This window comes from uncultured Microbacterium sp. (genome assembly GCF_963524805.1).
Taxonomy (GTDB): domain Bacteria; phylum Actinomycetota; class Actinomycetes; order Actinomycetales; family Microbacteriaceae; genus Microbacterium.
In genome coordinates this window covers 1-17,125 of sequence record NZ_CAURGG010000002.1, presented here as the reverse complement: position 1 = coordinate 17,125, position 17,125 = coordinate 1, and the positions used below count along the sequence as shown (strand labels likewise).

Genomic DNA, 17,125 nt, shown 5'->3' with positions numbered 1-17,125 from the left:
CTTCGTCCTCGTGTTCAACGTAGGGGCGGGTGGAGCATTCCGCCAGCACGCCGGGCCGCCGCCCGAGGCTGGCAGACTCGGGTGGTGTCGATGACGTTGCGTGACCGCATCCCGAACGGGGCGAGCGATGACGCGGTGTACGACGGCTTCGTCGCGTGGGCGGCCGACCGGGGCCTGTCGCTCTATCCTGCGCAGGACGAGGCGGCGATCGAGATCGCCTCGGGTGCGAACGTCATCCTGTCCACGCCGACCGGCACCGGCAAGTCGCTCGTCGCGATCGCGGCGCATGCCGCCTGCCTGGCGCGCGGCGGGCGCACGTACTACACCGCTCCGATCAAGGCGCTCGTGAGCGAGAAGTTCTTCGCCCTCGTCGAGATCTTCGGTGCCGAGAGCGTGGGCATGGTGACGGGGGACTCGTCGGTCAATCCGGACGCGCCGATCATCTGTTGCACCGCCGAGATCCTGGCCAATCTCGCCCTGCGCCAGGGCGCCGACGCGCAGGTGGATCAGGTCGTGATGGACGAGTTCCACTACTACGGCGACCCCGACCGCGGGTGGGCCTGGCAGGTTCCGCTCCTCCTGCTGCCGCGCGCGCAGTTCGTCCTGATGTCGGCGACCCTGGGGGATGTCACCGAGATCGCCGCGGACCTGTCCCGACGCACGGGCCGCCCGACCGCGACGATCACCGGCGTCGAGCGCCCGGTGCCGCTGCACTACTCCTACGCGCGCACGCCCGTGCACGAAACGGTCGAGGAGCTGCTCGAGACCGGTCAGGCGCCGATCTACATCGTGCACTTCTCGCAGGCCGCGGCCATGGAGCGGGCACAGGCGCTGTCGTCTGTGCGGATCGTCTCGCGGGAGCAGCGGGACGCGATCGCCGAGGCGATCGGCGGCTTCCGGTTCACCACCGCGTTCGGCCGCACGCTGTCGCGCTATGTGCGCGCGGGCATCGGGGTCCACCACGCCGGAATGCTTCCGCGCTACCGCCGGCTGGTCGAGACGCTCGCCCAGCGCGGTCTGCTGCGCGTCATCTGCGGAACCGACACACTCGGTGTCGGCATCAACGTGCCGATCCGCACCGTGATGATCACGGCGCTCGCGAAGTACGACGGGCAGCGGATGCGGCAGCTCAGCGCCCGGGAATTCCACCAGGTCGCCGGGCGGGCGGGACGGGCCGGCTACGACACGGCGGGAACCGTCGTCGTGATGGCGCCCGAGCACGAGATCGAGAACACCTCGGCCGTCGCGAAGGCGGGTGATGACCCCAAGAAGCAGAAGAAGATCGTGCGCAAGAAGGCGCCGCAGGGCTTCGTCAACTGGGGAGAGGCTTCGTTCGAGCGCCTGGTCGGCGCAGAGCCCGAGCCGCTCGAGCCGCACCTTCAGCTGACCGCGGCGATGCTCATCAACGTCATCGCCCGCGGCGGGGATGTGTTCGAGAACGTCCGCTCGCTCGTGTTCGACAACCACCAGTCCCGCGCGCGCAAGTATGAGCTCGCGCGGCGGGCGCTGGGCATCTTCCGCACCCTGGTCGCCGCCGAGGTCGTCGTGGCCGTGCCTCCCCCCGGTGATCGAGTGGCGAGCGCAGGGAGCGTACCGAGATCCATCCGTCTCACTGTCGACCTGCAGCCGAACTTCGCACTCAACCAGCCGCTGTCACCGTTCGCCCTGGCCGCGATCGGCCTGCTGGACCCCGCCGATGCGCCGGATGCCGCGGGGACGGGGCACTACGCGCTCGACGTCGTGAGCGTGATCGAGGCCACGCTCGACGACCCGCGCCCGGTGCTGTCGCAGCAGCAGTTCCTCGCGCGCGGCGAAGCCGTCGCGGCGATGAAGCGGGAAGGCATCGAATACGAGCAGCGCATGGAGCTGCTCGAGGAGATCACCCACCCGAAGCCGCTTGCGCTGCTGCTGGAGCAGGCGTTCGAGGTGTTCGCCTCGAGCCAACCGTGGGTGCGCGATTTCGAGCTGTCGCCCAAGTCGGTCGTGCGCGACATGTTCGAGCGGGCGCTGTCCTTCGCGGAGCTCATCCAGGTGTACCAGCTGGCCCGCAGCGAGGGACTTGTGCTGCGGTACCTCAGCGACGCGTACCGCGCCATCCGCCAGACCGTGCCGACCGAGGCGCAGACGCCCGAGCTGCTCGACATCATCGCGTGGCTGGGCGAGCTCGTCCGCCAGGTCGACTCGAGCCTCGTCGACGAGTGGGAGAGCCTCATCAACCCCGTCGCCGACCCGACCGCGCCGGTCGTGCCGCCCGCCCCGGCGTCGGTCCTCACCAATCGCCGGGCGTTCCTGGTGCTCGTGCGCAACGAGCTGTTCCGTCGCGTGCGCCTGGCCGCCCTGCAGAAGGACGACGAGCTGGCCGAGCTCGACCCGGACGTGGACTGGTCAGCGGCGCTGGACGCGTACTTCGACGAGCACGACCAGATGCTCACCGGCGGGCCGGCGCGTTCTCCGCGGCTGGTGACCGTCGATGAGAGCGAGGCTGCGGCATCCGGGGTCTGGAAAGTCGAGCAGACGATCGACGACCCCGACGGCAACCATGACTGGCGCATCCGCGGCGAGGTGGACCTGGCGGCCTCGGAGGCAGAGGGCGCCGCGGTCGTGCGCATCACCGAGGTGCTCCGCCTGTAGCGCATCCGCCCCGGCCCCCGGCCCCCTCGCTGACTTGTCGTATATGTCGCTCCCGCCCGGCGTGTCGCCGACATTCACGACAAGTCGGTGGGGGCGCGGTGGGGAGGGCGCCGCGGGGGCCCGGAGGTGTCGCAGACGCGGGCTACCCTTGAGCCGATGAGCATCCCGTCCGCCGACCCGTACGCCGACGCGGTGTGGGCCGATGACGAGCCCCCACCCGAGGATGACTGGGAGCCTCCCGCAGACGCGTGGTCGCCTCCCTCGAACGACCAATGGATGCCGCCGCCCCCCGCCGCGGCACCCCCCACTCCGCGGGCCACCCCCTCGCGCTTCGCGACGCCCGCCGAGGCGCTGCACACCGTCTTCGGCTACGAGACCTTCCGCGGGAATCAGGCGGACGCGATCGACCAGGTCATCGCGGGCGGAGACGCGGTCGTGCTCATGCCCACCGGAGGCGGCAAGAGCCTCATCTATCAGATCCCCGCCCTCGTTCGTCCCGGCACCGGACTCGTCGTCAGCCCGCTCATCGCGCTCATGCACGACCAGGTCGACGCCCTGGTCGCGAACGGTGTCCGCGCGGCCTACCTCAACTCGACCCAGGCGGCGCCTCAGCGCGCGGCGGTCGAGCGCGCGTACCTGTCCGGGGAGCTGGACCTGATCTACGTCGCGCCCGAGCGCCTCTCGAACACCGCGACCCGGGCACTGCTGCGGCGCGGCACCCTGAGCGTCATCGCGATCGATGAAGCGCACTGCGTGTCGCAGTGGGGGCACGACTTCCGGCCCGATTACCTCATGCTCGGCGACCTCGGCGAGCAGTTCCCCGGCGTCCCGCGCGTCGCGCTGACCGCGACGGCCACCGACGCCACGCACCGCGAGATCACCGAACGGCTGCGGCTGCCTGACGCACGCCACTTCGTCGCGAGCTTCGACCGCCCGAACATCCAATACCGCATCGACCCCAAGGTCGAGCCGCGAAAGCAGCTGCTCTCGTTCATCCGGTCGCAGCCGCCCGGCTCCGCCGGCATCGTCTACGCCCTCAGCCGCAAGAGCGTCGAGCAGACCGCCGACTACCTGCGGACGCAGGGCATCGACGCCCTGCCGTACCACGCGGGGCTCGACTCCTCGGTGCGCGCGGCGCACCAGGGTCGATTCCTCCGTGAGGACGGCGTGGTCATGGTCGCGACCATTGCGTTCGGCATGGGCATCGACAAGCCGGACGTGCGCTTCGTCGCCCATATCGACCTCCCCAAATCCGTCGAGGGGTATTACCAGGAGACCGGCCGCGCCGGACGGGACGGCGAGCCGTCCGTCGCCTGGATGGCCTACGGCCTCGGCGACGTCGTGCAGCAGCGGCGGATGATCGACCAGTCGCCTGGCGAGCGGGCCTACAAGACCCGGCTCGGACAGCACCTCGACGCCATGCTGGCCCTGTGCGAGACAGTCGGGTGCCGCCGTCAGAACCTGCTCGGGTACTTCGGTGAGGCATCCACCCCGTGCGGCAACTGCGACACCTGCCTCCAGGCGCCCGAGACCTGGGACGGGCTGGTTCCCGCGCAGAAGCTGCTCTCGACGATCGTGCGGCTGCAGCGCGAGCGCGGTCAGGCGTTCGGCGCCGGGCACCTCGTCGACATCCTGCGCGGCGCTTCCACCGACCGCATCCGCCAGAAGGGGCACGACGCGCTCTCCACCTACGGCCTCGGAGCCGACCTGACCGATCAGGACTGGCGCAGCGTCATCCGCCAGCTGCTGGCGCTCGGCATCCTCGTTCCGCAGGGCGAGTACGGCACCCTCGCGCTGGGGGATCCCGCCGGTCCGGTGCTCCGCGGCGAAGCGCCGGTGCCGCTGCGACGCGATGTCCTCGGCCGCGGCGGCTCGGGCGGCGGGTCGCCGCGGACGCGCAAGGGCGCGGCATCCGAGTCCCTGAGCTCCTCCGATCGCCCCCTCTTCGAGGCGCTGCGGGAGTGGCGGGCCGGCGTCGCCAAGGAGCAGGGGATGCCGGCCTACATCGTCTTCGGGGATGCCACCCTGCGCGCCCTCGCCGAGCACCGGCCTGCGACACTCGGCGACCTGGATGGCATCACCGGCATCGGAGCCAAGAAGCGCGAGGCCTACGGCGCCGCGGTGCTCGAGGTCATCTCCGCGTCCTCGCCCTAGGCTCGGCGTGGGAGGTTCGACGATGAGCCTGAGCAATATCGACATCGCCCACGCGGCGCAGATGCTGCCGATCGCGGCTGTCGCCGAGCGCCTCGGCATCCCCGAGGAGAGCCTCGAACCCTACGGCCGCTACAAGGCGAAGGTGTCGCTGGAATACCTGCGCTCCATCCGCGACAGGCCTGAGGGCAAACTCGTCCTGGTCACGGCCGTCTCACCGACGCCGGCGGGCGAGGGCAAGACGACCACGACCGTCGGTCTGGGCGACGCGCTCACCCGCATCGGCGAGCGGGCGATGATCTGCCTGCGCGAACCCGCGCTGGGGCCGGTGTTCGGGATGAAGGGCGGTGCGGCCGGCGGCGGATACGCGCAGGTCGTTCCGATGGAGGACATCAACCTGCACTTCACCGGTGACTTCTCCGCCATCGCGGTCGCGACGAACCTCCTGGCCTCGATGATCGACAACCACATCCACCACGGCAATGCGCTCGGCATCGACGTCCGTCGCATCACCTGGCGCAGAGTGCTCGACGTGAGCGACCGCGCTCTGCGCGATGTCGTGATCGGCTTGGGCGGACCCGGCAACGGATATCCCCGCGAATCCGGCTTCGACATCGTGGTCGCCTCCGAGGTCATGGCGATCTTCTGCCTCGCCACCGACCTCGCCGACCTCAAAGAGCGGCTCGGCGACATCGTGGTCGGCTACACGCGGAACCGCGAACCGGTCAGCGCACGCGAGCTCGGCGCGCACGGTGCGATGACTGCGGTGCTGCGCGACGCCCTGGCTCCCAACCTGGTGCAGACCCTCGAGAACACTCCGGCTTTCGTCCACGGTGGTCCGTTCGCCAACATCGCGCACGGCTGCAACTCCTTCCTCGCAACGAGTGCGGCACTCCACCTGGCCGACTATGTCGTGACCGAGGCCGGCTTCGGGGCCGATCTCGGAGCCGAGAAGTTCGTCGACATCCTGTGCCGCACGACGGGCCTGCGTCCGTCCGTCGCCGTCATCGTCGCCACCGTGCGGGCGATGAAGTACCACGGCGGCGTCGAGGTCGCGGACCTCGCGCGGGAGGACGTGGACGCCCTCGAGCGCGGCATGGTGAACCTGACGCGCCACCTCGTCACGGTGCGCGAGACCTTCGGTCTGCCCGCAGTGGTGGCCGTCAACCACCGCGCGGAGGACACGGATGCCGAAGTGGCGGCGCTGGTGGCGGCCGTGGAGAGGGCCGGGGCGGTGGCCGTCGTCGCCACGCACTTCGCGGAGGGCGGCGTCGGTGCCGAGCAGCTCGCGCGCGAAGTCGTCCGGCTGTGCGCCGAGCCGTCCGAACTCCGCTTCACCTACCCCGACGACGCGTCGCTGTGGGAGAAGATGCAGACCATCGCGGCTCGCATCTACGGCGCGTCGGAGATCACCGCCAGCAGCGCGGTGCGCGCGCAGATCAAGCGCCTGCAGTCGGAGGGGTACGGCAGCTACCCCGTGTGCGTGGCCAAGACGCAGTACTCGTTCTCGACGGATCCGAAGCTGCGCGGAGCGCCGTCCGGGCACTCGGTCGACATCCGCGAGGTGCGCCTGGCCGCGGGCGCCCGCTTCGTCGTGATGGTGTGCGGGGACATCATGACGATGCCGGGGCTGCCGGCGGTCCCGGCCGCCATGACGATCGACGTGGACGAGAGCGGACGCATCGTCGGACTCTTCTGAGCAAGAACCGACCCGAGGGCGGCCCCCAGCTTCGATGGGGCCGCCGCTCGCGTCGGCTGGTCCGTCGGATCGGAATCGACGACTCGACCTGACGGGCGTGGCGTCATTGTCGTCCCTCGAGATGCGTGCCGGCTGTGCACCCGACTCGAGCGGGATGCAGGCTACCGCGGTGGAAAGCTGCGGACCCGTTCGACATCGAAACGCAGGGGATGGGCCGCGGCATCCCGAACACCGCGCTCGTTCGGCAGCTCGTACACGTCGAGCATGAGCTGCACCGGGTAATCCAGCCGCTGGCGGACCGTCTTGACCCACCGCCCGTCGATGAAGAACCGGAGCCGATGCTCGTCCCACTCGACGGCGTAGTCGTGGAACCGGGTCAGATCGCCCTCGACGCGGATCTTCTCGAAGTCGAGAGAGAGGCGGGGATCGCGCTGCGGCTTGACCCCGACGCCCACCCAGCCCCCGGTGTCGTCGAGCTCGCTGCCGAAGATCTCTGCGATGCAGATCTCACCGCTGTCCTCGGGGCGCTCCTCGAAGCCGATCGGCCAGAACGCCACCATCGCATCGGGATGCCGGATCGCCCGCATCCGCACCTCGATCACGCCGAAGTGCGGCAGCCACAACCGCCTCTCGGGCTGCTCTTCCCGGACGACCAGTCCGTCGCGGAACCGATGCTGACCCGCGTCGCTGCCGACCGGTCCCGAGAACTGCCCGGTCTGCAGGTGCGACGCGCGCACCTCTCCATCGAACTCCGGCGACCACGGGGGAGTGTCGCCGTCGATCCGCAGAGTGAGTCCGTCCTCGCCCAGGTCGTAGCGGGCAGCGGATGCGGCGCGCGACGACCAGTGCGGCGTGTAGTACGGCCACCACCGTGACTCGTCGAGCGAACCGCGGTCGAAGCGCTCGTCGTGATCCGGCACGCGGCCCGACAGGTCGAGCGCGGATCGATCATCGTCCGCCGAATCGGTGGCCACGGCATCCACTCCCCTTGTCGATCGCCATCCTCGAGCGTGCCACCGACATCGCGTGCGCGCCGCTGTCGGGAGAGCACAATCGACGGGCCGGACGCTCACCCTGAGCGTTGTGCAGATCATCCAACGGACTTGGAGGCGGCTTGTGGGAGTCCTACCGTCGTATCGACTCCCTCCTCCCACCGAAAGGTGCCGCGCATGGCCGACGCCGCCGTCCGTTCACACAAGCCCGCCACGAGCAAGCGCACGCCCGCCGGCGGTGCTCCGACCGCGCCGCACACCGCGGCCGAGGCATCCGAGGCTCGCATCGACATCGACCGGGTGACCGACATGCTGCTCGGCACCTGGGCCGACACCCGCCGTGAGGCGCGCGAGATGATCAAGGACCCGGCGTTCTGGCGTGTCGACGGTCTCAGCATGGAGGAGCACCGCGAGCGCGTGCTCAGTCAGATGCACCTGCTCGTCGAGCAGGGCGGTGTGCTGCGGGCTTTCCCGAAGGAGTACGGCGGCGCGGAGAACAACGGCGCGAACATCGCCGGGTTCGCAGAGCTGGTCGCCGCCGACCCGAGCCTGCAGATCAAGGCCGGTGTCCAGTGGGGCCTGTTCGGCTCGGCCGTCCTGCAGCTGGGTACGAAGGAGCACCACGACAAGTGGCTGCCCGGCATCATGAGTCTCGAGACTCCCGGCGCCTTCGCGATGACCGAGACCGGACACGGCTCCGATGTCGCCGCGGTCGGCACGACGGCGACCTACGACCCCGAGACCGAGGAGTTCGTGATCCACACCCCGTTCCGGGCGGCGTGGAAGGACTACCTCGGTAACGCGGCACTGCACGGCATCGCCGCCACCGTGTTCGCCCAGCTCATCACCAACGGCGTCAACCACGGCGTGCACTGCTTCTACGTGCCGCTGCGCGACGAGGAGGGACGATTCCTGCCCGGAGTGGGCGGCGAGGACGACGGGCTGAAGGGTGGCCTCAACGGCATCGACAACGGTCGGCTGCACTTCGACCACGTGCGCGTGCCGCGCACCAACCTCCTCAACAAGTACGGCGACGTCGCGCCCGACGGCACCTACTCGAGCCAGATCTCGAGCCCCGGTCGCCGGTTCTTCACCATGCTCGGCACGCTCGTGCAGGGCCGCGTCTCGCTGGACGGCTCGGCCGCGTGGGCGTCGGCGATCGGGCTGAACATCGCCATCACGTATGCGAACCAGCGCCGCCAGTTCGACTCGGGCGCCGGCACCGACGAGGTGATGCTGCTGGACTACGGCAAGCACCAGCGGCGCCTGCTGCCGCGCCTGGCGACGACGTACGCCTCGATCTTCGTGCACGACGAGTTCCTGCAGAAGTTCGACGCCGTCTTCAGCGGACGGGCCGACACGGATGCCGACCGCGAAGACCTCGAGACGCTCGCCGCTGCCCTCAAGCCCCTGTCGACCTGGCACGCGCTGGACACGCTGCAGGAAGCACGCGAAGCGTGCGGCGGCAACGGCTTCCTCTTCGAGAATCGGCTGGTGGGCCTTCGCGCCGACCTCGACATCTACGCGACGTTCGAGGGCGATAACAACGTCTTGCTGCAGCTGGTCGGAAAGCGGCTGCTCAGCGACTTCGGCAAGCAGTTCAAGGGCAAGGACGCCAAGGCGCTGGCCGCCTATGCGGTCGGCCACACCGCCGGCAAGGTGTTCCACGGTGCGGGTCTCCGTCAACTCGGGCAGGCGGTGACCGACTTCGGTTCGACCGCCCGTGCCGTCGAGCGCGGCCTGCGCGAGGAGCAGCAGCACGAGCTGCTGACCGGGCGCGTGCAGCAGATGGTCACCGACATCGCGGGACGCCTGCGCCCGGCATCCGGCCTTTCGTCCTCGGACGCTGCCGCCCTGTTCAACGCGAACCAGTCCGAGCTGATCGAGGCGGCGCGCGCGCACGGTGAGCTGCTGCAGTGGGAGGCGTTCACCGATGCCGTCAACTCGGTACAGGATGCCGGCACGAAGCACGTGCTCACGTGGCTCCGAGACCTGTTCGGCCTCGGCCTGATCGAGAAGCACCTGGCCTGGTACCTGATCAACGGGCGTCTGTCGGCGCAGCGCGCCGCGGCTGTCTCCGCCTACATCGACCGTCTGTGCCTGCGCCTGCGTCCCCATGCCCAGGACCTCGTCGACGCCTTCGGGTACGCGCCCGAGCACCTGCGGGCACCGATCGCCTCCGGCGCCGAGAGGATCCGTCAGGAAGAGGCCCGCGACTACTATCGAGCCCTGGCAGAGTCGGGCGAAGCCCCGATCTCCGAGAAGGTCGCGAACAAGAAGTAGCGGGCTTGCCAAAGAGGTTCGACCGTGAGCGAGCGCCGCGTGGTCATCGCCGGTGCGACCGGCTTCATCGGCCGGGCTCTGGTCACTGCCTTCTCGGACGAGGGCTGCGAGGTGCGCACCATCGGGCGGCACGCGGCGGTGAGCTGGACTGATCCGGTCGGCATCGCGCGGCTCGTCGACGGTGCGGAGGTCCTCCTCAACCTCGCGGGCAAATCGGTGAACTGCCGCTACACCGATGAGAACCGCGACGAGATCCTCCGCTCCCGCGTGGAGACGACGACCGCGCTCCGGCAGGCGGTCGCTGCCGCAGCGCAGCCGCCGCGCGTGTGGCTGAATGCCTCGACGGCGACGATCTACCGGCACTCGATGGACCGCCCGAACACCGAGATCGACGGCGTCCTGGGCAGTGGCTTCTCGGTCGACGTCGCCACCAGTTGGGAGAGGGAGTTCTTCGCCGGCGAGCTGCCGCACACCCGCCGTGTCGCCCTGCGGATGGCGATCGTGCTCGGTGACGGGCCGGCGACACGGATGCTCGTGCGGCTGGCGCGACTCGGCCTGGGCGGGCCGCAGGTGGACGGGTGGTGGCCGCAGCATGGCCGCTATCGAGGCATCGGCGCGCATCCGAGCGGCGACGGCCGCGCACCCCACCACGACACGAAGGGCGGGCAGCGGTTCAGCTGGATCCACATCGACGACGTGGTGGGCGGCATCCGCTTCCTCATTCAGCACGACGACATCAGCGGGCCGGTGAACCTGGCGAGCCCGCACCCGTCCGACAACCGGACCCTCATGAGCACCCTGCGCCGCATCGTCGGCGCCCCGGTCGGCCTCCCCGCGTATCGATGGATGCTGGAGCCGGCGATGTGGGCGCTGCGCACCGAGCCCGAACTCGTGCTCAAGAGCCGCTGGGCGCTGCCCGGGAAGCTGACCGCGGCCGGCTTCCGCTTCGCGCACCCGGACCTCGAAGAGGCGCTGCGCGACAGCATCCACGAGGTGTCGACGTCGGGTCGTAGGGTTGCCGGGTGACCGCTGACGTCAGAATCGGCCCCGATGGCATCGCCCGCTGCGCCTGGGTCGGTGACGACGCCGAGTACCGCCGCTATCACGACGAGGAGTGGGGACGCCCCCTGCACGGCGACCGGGCCCTGTTCGAGAAGATGAGCCTCGAGGGGTTTCAGGCGGGACTGTCGTGGATCACGATCCTGCGCAAGCGGCCGCGCTTTCGCGAGGTGTTCGCGGGATTCGACCCGACGGCGATCGCCGCGTTCGACGAGAGCGACGTCGAGCGACTCATGGCGGATGCCGGCATCATCCGCAACCGGCTGAAGATCGAGGCGACCATCTCCAACGCGCGGATCATGCTCGGACTGGGGGATGGGGAGTTCGACGCGTTCATGTGGTCGTTCGCGCCGGCCCGCTGGCCGCGACCGAAATCCTTCGCGGACGTCGCTGCCACGACGCCGGAGTCGGACGCGATGAGCAAGGCACTGCGCAAGCGCGGCTTCCGCTTCGTCGGCTCCACGACGATGTACGCCCTGATGCAGTCCTCCGGCATGGTCGACGACCACGTCGAGGGATGCTGGCGCGCTCGAGAAGAATGACCAAACCCACAGCCGGCCCGATGTCGCCGGCGTGCGGACGGAGGACAGGGCTCTTGCGGGCCGCGGAATCCGCTGTCAAAATCTCCTGACGGCGGGGAGTCTGCGCTTCCCGCACCGTGCATGCCGGGGGGCATGGTGGGGATTTCCGCAGCGAGCGCAGGCGGAGTCCGCGCACGCGCGGCGGATCGTCGATGACCGCCGACGGCCGGATTCCGCCTCGTGCGATGTATCGGAAGGCGTCATCAGCCCTCCTCCCAGAGTCGGCGCTCACCGGCGCCGCAGTCCGATCCGCATTGCCAACAAGGAGTGTCACTGTGCGCAAAGTCTTCTCGATCGTCAGCATCCTCGCGGTGCTCGCTGTCGTTCTCCAGTTCTATTTCGCCGGCGTGGGCCATTTCAGCATCCCCGAGGAGGGCCTGTTCGGCATCCACGGCAATAACGGCCGGATCGTGCTGCCCGTCCTGTTCATCCTGTCGCTGATCACTGCCGCGATCGCCCGCGCGGGAAAGGGGACGATCTGGCTGACGGTCGTCGCAATCCTCCTGCTCGCCTTCCAGACGGTGCTCTTCATCCTGACCGGCGCGATCTTCAATGTCGGCCCCGAGTCGGCCGAGGTGCCGCTGGGCGCATCGCTCATGCTGGGCCTCCACGCGGTCAACGGCGTCGCGATCCTGGTCATCACCGGCATCGTCGCTCGACGTGCGTTCGTGCTCGCGTGGCGACCCACGCCGGCCACGACCACCGACGTCGGACGCACTGACGCGACTGCCGCGACCGCACCGTGAGTGCGACCGCACTCCAGCTCGTCGCTCTCGCCCTGGGGCTGGGCAGCGCGGTGTGCTGGGGTGCCGTGGCGACCTCGACGGCGCCGGTCCGGCGTGTGGTGTGGTGGGTTCTCGCGGCCGGCGCCGCGGTGGCGACGATCGGCACCCAGATGGCGGTCCTCGCGCTCTGGAGCCGCGATTGGTGGTTCGCCGCGGACCGCCTTGTGACGTCGGCGCCCCTCTCGCTCGCGGCCCTCGTGTGGTTCGGCGTGTCCGCTACGCGCGACCTTCGCACCGGCGGATCCGCCTCCACGTCGACGCGTGTCGCAGCCTGGGCCGGCGCGTTCGCCGCTGCGTCGAGTGTCTTCGTCCCGTTCGTGATCGGAGCACCGCTGACGGTGTGGACTGCCGCCGCGGTCGTGGTCGGCGTCGTCGGAGCGACGGCGATCGCGGCCCTCAGGCTATGGAGGACTCGAGCGCGGCGACCCCTCACGACCGTCGTCGCGGCGGCCGCCGCTGTCGTGCTCACGGCGGGCACACTGTCGTTGGTCGCCGCCGCGTCTCCAGGGCCACTCGAGGCCGCGCACGGCCATGAGGGCGAGGCAATGCAGGGCGTCGTCGGCGAGCGTCCCGTCACGTCGGTCACGACCCTCCGCGAGGAATCGACGCGGCCCGCGGATGTTGCGCTGACCCTCGAGGCCGCTCGCACCGAGGTCGAGCTGGAATCGGGCAAGCGGATCGAGGCGTGGACGTACGGCGAGCTGGGCGGACCGGCGATCGAGGCCACCGTGGGCGATCTCGTGGAGGTGACGCTGCGCAATCGCGACATCGCCGAGGGCGTCACCATCCATTGGCACGGCGTCCCGGTCCCGAACGGCGACGACGGCGTTGCCGGCGTCACGCAGGATGCCGTCGCTCCCGGCGACAGCTTCACCTACCGCTTCGAGGCGACCCAGCCGGGGACGTATTGGTATCACACCCATCAGCGCTCGTCTGTCGGGGTGGTCAAGGGCCTCTACGGGACCCTCGTGATCCGTCCCGCCGAATCCGCCGCCGCTGAGGTGGACCTGACGATTCCCGTGCACACCTTCGCCGGTCGACTCGTGCTCGGCCCAACAGACGAGGCCTTCGTGCGGTCCGTCGACCCGGGCGCGCAGGTTCGCCTGCGCCTGGTCAACACCGACCAGGTCACCCACACGTTCACCCCGACCGGAAGCGCGTTCCGCGTGCTCGCGATCGACGGGGCCGACGTGCAGTCTCCGTCGGAGATAGAGGGACTCTCGATCCGCGTTCCGGCCGGTGGTCGCTACGACCTCGGCTTCTCGATGCCCGAAGGCGGAATTCGGGTCGTGGATGCGGCGTCCCGCAGCGTGTTCGTCGGTCTTGTTCCGCGGGACGGCGCCGAGCCTCCCGAGCCGCAGCCCCCGCAGGGTGTCTTCGATCCCCTCGCGTACGGCGAGAGCGCGATGCCCGACTGGGCGTACGAGTCGTTCGACGTGGAGCGGACGATGGTGCTCGACCGACTGCCGCGCCTGACAGCCGACGGTCCCGCATACGCGTACACGGTCGACGGTCTGGTCTACCCTCACATCGAGCCCACGGTCGTCCGCGAAGGCGACACCGTGCGCGTGACGATCGTGAACAGGGGGTACGAGGTGCACCCCATGCATCCCCACGGCCACCGTGTGCTCGTCCTCGAAGTCGACGGTCGACGAGCGACCTCGCCGCTGTGGCTGGACTCGTTCGACGTGCTGCCGGGCCAGGTCTGGAAGGTGGCCCTCGTCGCCGACAACCCCGGCATCTGGATGGATCACTGCCATAACCTCGAGCACGCCGCCCTCGGGATGGTCACCCATCTCGCCTACGAGGGAGTGGTCTCGCCGTTCCAGCACGGCGGCCCGGCGGACAACCAGGCCGAGTGAAATCGCCTGAGCCCCTCGGCTCAGGCGGATCTCGCGCGCAGTTCCCCTGCGCGGAGCAGGATTCAGGAAGCAGGGTGTCCGCTGTCATGGGCACAATGAAGGGTCGCCCTGACCGAGAGGACACCATGGTCGAGTCATCCGCCACGCACGTCGCCGACTCCCATGAGCTCATCCGGGTGGTGGGTGCGCGCGAGAACAACCTCAAGAACGTCAGCGTCGACATCCCCAAGCGTCGTCTGACGGTGTTCACCGGAGTGAGCGGATCGGGCAAGTCCTCGCTCGTGTTCGCGACGATCGCCAACGAGTCTCAGCGGCTGATCAACGAGACGTACCCCACGTTCGTGCAGCAGTTCATGGGTCAGCTCAACCGGCCCGAGGTGGACGCGCTCGAGAACGTCAGTCCGGCGATCATCGTGGACCAGGAGCGGATGGGAGCCAACTCCCGGTCCACCGTGGGTACCGCGACCGACGCGCACGCGATGCTGCGCATCCTGTTCAGCCGTCTGGGCTCGCCGCACGTCGGGTCGCCGCAGGCGTTCTCGTTCAACATCCCGTCAGTGTCGGGAGCCGGTGCGGTGACGTTCGAGAAGGGCGGCAAGAAGGTCAAGGAACGCCGATCGTTCGAGATCACCGGAGGAATGTGCCCGCGGTGCGAGGGACTCGGCGAGGCGAGCGACGTCGATCTGGACGAACTGTTCGACAGCACGAAGTCCCTCGCGGAGGGCGCGCTGACGATCCCCGGCTACAGCGTCGACGGGTGGATGGTGCGCGCCTTCACAGAGTCCGGCTTCATGGATCCGAACAAGCCGATCAAGGACTTCACCGACCAGGAGCGTCAGGATTTCCTCTACAAGGAGCCGACGAAGGTCAAGATCCAGAACATCAACATGACCTACGAGGGTCTGATCCCCAAGATCACGAAGAGCTTCCTTCAGAAGGATCGCGACGGACTGCAGCCGCACGTGCGGGCGTTCGTGGACCGCGCCGTGAAGTTCACCGCGTGTCCGGACTGCCACGGCACGCGCCTGAACGAGGGTGCTCGCTCGTCGAAGATCAAGGGACTGAGCATCGCCGATGTCGCGGCGATGCAGATCACCGATCTGGCGGATTGGCTTCGCACCGTCGATGATCCGGAGGTCGGACCGCTCCTGCACGGCCTGCGCGCGACGATCGACTCGTTCGTCGACATCGGACTGGGCTACCTGTCGCTGGACCGGTCGTCGGGCACGCTCTCCGGGGGAGAGGCGCAGCGCACCAAGATGATCCGGCACCTGGGATCCGCGCTGACCGACATCAGCTACGTCTTCGACGAGCCGACCGCGGGTCTGCATCCCCACGACATCCAGCGGATGAACGCGCTGCTGAAGCTCCTGCGGGACAAGGGCAACACCGTGCTGGTCGTCGAGCACAAGCCGGAGGTCATCGAGATCGCCGACCACATCGTCGACCTCGGTCCCGGCGCCGGCCGGGCGGGGGGTGAGATCCAGTACACCGGGGACGTCGCCGGCCTGCGTGCCTCCGACACGATCACCGGTCGGCACCTCGACGATCGTGCGCGGCTCAAGCAATCCACCCGCACGCCCAAGGGTGCGCTGCAGATCCGCGGGGCGTCGCAGCACAACCTGAAGAGTGTCGACGTCGACATCCCGCTGGGCATCCTCACCGTGGTGACCGGCGTCGCCGGGTCGGGCAAATCTTCGCTCATCCACGGCAACGTGCCCGCGTTCGATGACGTGGTCGTGGTCGATCAGGCGCCGATCAAGGGGTCGCGCCGCAGCAGCCCCGCGACTTACACCGGCATCCTCGACGCGATCCGCGCCGCCTTCGCAAAAGAGAACAGCGTCAAGCCGGCCCTGTTCAGCGCGAACTCCGAGGGCGCCTGTCCCGCCTGCCGGGGGCTCGGCGTAATCATCACGACTCTCGGGTTCACCCAGACGGTCGAGACACTCTGCGAACTCTGCGAGGGCACGGGCTTCAGCGACGAGGTGTTGGAGTACACCCTCGAGGGGATGAACATCGCCGAGGTGCTGGGCATGTCGGCGGTCGAGGCGGCGGACTTCTTCGCCGGCACGAAGATCGCCGCCTCGGCTCGCACCACGCTCGCGCGCATGATCGACGTCGGTCTCGGCTACATCACTCTGGGTCAGGCTCTCAACACGCTCTCCGGCGGGGAGCGGCAGCGGCTGAAGCTTGCGATCTCGATGTCGAAGAAGGGCGCCATCTATGTGCTCGACGAGCCCACGACGGGCCTTCACCTCGCCGACGTCGAGAACATGCTCGGGATGCTGGACCGCCTGGTCGAGGCGGGCAACTCCGTGATCGTGATCGAGCATCACCAGGCCGTCATGGCGCATGCGGACTGGATCATCGACATCGGTCCGGGCGCGGGGCACGACGGCGGCACGATCGTCTTCGAGGGCACACCGGCGAATCTGATCGCGACCGCGGACACCCTGACCGCGAAGCACTTGAAGGAGTACGTCGCCGGCTGATCGAAGGCGATTGGAGCGCGTCCGGCCGCCCGGGGCGGTAGTGGACGGTCTCCGCGCCATCGCCGGTGCCGGCGCCGTCGTCGGTGCCTGTGCCGTCGCTCAGGCGGCGTAGTCGTAGCGTGCGCGTCCGCCGAGGCGTGGGGTTCGGGTGGGGTCGACGTGGGGTGGGGGAATGAACCACACTTTCGCGGTGGTGCCGGTGCCGTCGATGCGGATGTCCCAGTTGTTGTCGTGGATGCGGTGGTGGCAGGACTCGCAGAGCAGGACCCCGTTGTGCAGGTCGGTGGGTCCGGCGTCCCTGGCCCACCATCGGATGTGGTGGGCCTTCGTATGTCCGGGTGGCGCCCCGCACATGGCGCAGCCGCCGTCGCGTTCGACCAGGGCGAGCCGTTGGGTGGGGGTGAACAGCCGTTTCGTGCGTCCCCAGTCGAGGATCTGGGAGTCGCCGTCGAGGACGCAGGAGATGATCCCGCCCCCGGCGGCCATCCGCCGGGCGGTCCTGGCCGAGACCGGGGCGGTGATCCCGTCGATCGTGGCGAACCCGGTCCCGGCGACGAGGTCGTGGTGGTCGATCCGCACGATCACGGTCG

Annotated in this window: 11 protein-coding genes; 9 read left to right on the top strand and 2 right to left on the bottom strand. The window is 69.2% G+C overall.

Annotation, left to right across the window (positions count from 1 at the left end; genetic code table 11):
• Positions 1-90: 90 nt before the first annotated feature.
• From RWQ91_RS04430 to RWQ91_RS04420, 3 genes are all read left to right on the top strand, one after another.
• Positions 91-2,631 carry a DUF3516 domain-containing protein gene (locus RWQ91_RS04430; protein ID WP_314504314.1) on the top strand — a complete coding sequence of 847 codons (2,541 nt, stop codon included), beginning with the start codon at positions 91-93 and terminating at the stop codon, positions 2,629-2,631.
• Between the two features lie 156 nt (positions 2,632-2,787).
• Positions 2,788-4,785 carry a DNA helicase RecQ gene (gene recQ, locus RWQ91_RS04425; RefSeq protein WP_314502962.1) on the top strand — a complete coding sequence of 666 codons (1,998 nt, stop codon included), beginning with the start codon at positions 2,788-2,790 and terminating at the stop codon, positions 4,783-4,785.
• Between the two features lie 22 nt (positions 4,786-4,807).
• Entirely contained in the window at positions 4,808-6,481 is a 1,674-nt protein-coding gene (locus RWQ91_RS04420) for a formate--tetrahydrofolate ligase (RefSeq protein WP_314502960.1), read from the top strand.
• A gap of 161 nt (positions 6,482-6,642) precedes the next feature.
• On the opposite strand, the gene RWQ91_RS04415 is transcribed toward RWQ91_RS04420, so the two are convergent.
• On the bottom strand, positions 6,643-7,455 hold the full coding sequence (locus RWQ91_RS04415; RefSeq protein ID WP_314502957.1) for a glycoside hydrolase family 16 protein: 813 nt from the start codon (positions 7,453-7,455) through the stop codon (positions 6,643-6,645).
• A gap of 195 nt (positions 7,456-7,650) precedes the next feature.
• Between RWQ91_RS04415 and RWQ91_RS04410 the strand changes: the two genes are divergently transcribed.
• The 6 genes from RWQ91_RS04410 (at position 7,651) to RWQ91_RS04385 (ending at position 16,535) form a co-directional block, all read left to right on the top strand.
• Positions 7,651-9,756, top strand: a complete 2,106-nt coding sequence (locus RWQ91_RS04410; RefSeq protein ID WP_314502955.1) for an acyl-CoA dehydrogenase — start codon at positions 7,651-7,653, stop codon at positions 9,754-9,756.
• Positions 9,757-9,780: 24 nt separating this feature from the next.
• Entirely contained in the window at positions 9,781-10,782 is a 1,002-nt protein-coding gene (locus RWQ91_RS04405) for a DUF1731 domain-containing protein (protein ID WP_314502954.1), read from the top strand.
• Positions 10,779-11,357 carry a DNA-3-methyladenine glycosylase I gene (locus RWQ91_RS04400; RefSeq protein WP_314502952.1) on the top strand — a complete coding sequence of 193 codons (579 nt, stop codon included), beginning with the start codon at positions 10,779-10,781 and terminating at the stop codon, positions 11,355-11,357. The genes RWQ91_RS04405 and RWQ91_RS04400 overlap by 4 nt, the downstream gene beginning before the upstream one ends.
• Before the next feature lie 314 nt (positions 11,358-11,671).
• Positions 11,672-12,142 carry a DUF6220 domain-containing protein gene (locus RWQ91_RS04395; protein ID WP_314502950.1) on the top strand — a complete coding sequence of 157 codons (471 nt, stop codon included), beginning with the start codon at positions 11,672-11,674 and terminating at the stop codon, positions 12,140-12,142.
• Positions 12,139-14,043, top strand: coding sequence for a multicopper oxidase family protein (locus RWQ91_RS04390; protein ID WP_314502948.1), 1,905 nt, complete (start codon positions 12,139-12,141; stop codon positions 14,041-14,043). The genes RWQ91_RS04395 and RWQ91_RS04390 overlap by 4 nt, the downstream gene beginning before the upstream one ends.
• Positions 14,044-14,168: 125 nt before the next feature.
• Positions 14,169-16,535, top strand: a complete 2,367-nt coding sequence (locus RWQ91_RS04385; RefSeq protein ID WP_314502946.1) for an excinuclease ABC subunit UvrA — start codon at positions 14,169-14,171, stop codon at positions 16,533-16,535.
• 99 nt (positions 16,536-16,634) lie between these two features.
• Here RWQ91_RS04385 and RWQ91_RS04380 read toward each other — a convergent pair.
• Positions 16,635-17,125 (bottom strand): HNH endonuclease (locus RWQ91_RS04380; RefSeq protein ID WP_314502944.1); only part of this gene is annotated, 491 nt, incomplete at its 5' end.

Coding starts and splice junctions, on each gene's coding strand:
- RWQ91_RS04430 (WP_314504314.1), top strand. CDS start 91: ATGACGTTGCGTGACCGCATCCCGAACGGGGCGAGCGATGACGCGGTG.
- RWQ91_RS04410 (WP_314502955.1), top strand. CDS start 7,651: ATGGCCGACGCCGCCGTCCGTTCACACAAGCCCGCCACGAGCAAGCGC.
- RWQ91_RS04385 (WP_314502946.1), top strand. CDS start 14,169: ATGGTCGAGTCATCCGCCACGCACGTCGCCGACTCCCATGAGCTCATC.
- RWQ91_RS04420 (WP_314502960.1), top strand. CDS start 4,808: ATGAGCCTGAGCAATATCGACATCGCCCACGCGGCGCAGATGCTGCCG.
- recQ (WP_314502962.1), top strand. CDS start 2,788: ATGAGCATCCCGTCCGCCGACCCGTACGCCGACGCGGTGTGGGCCGAT.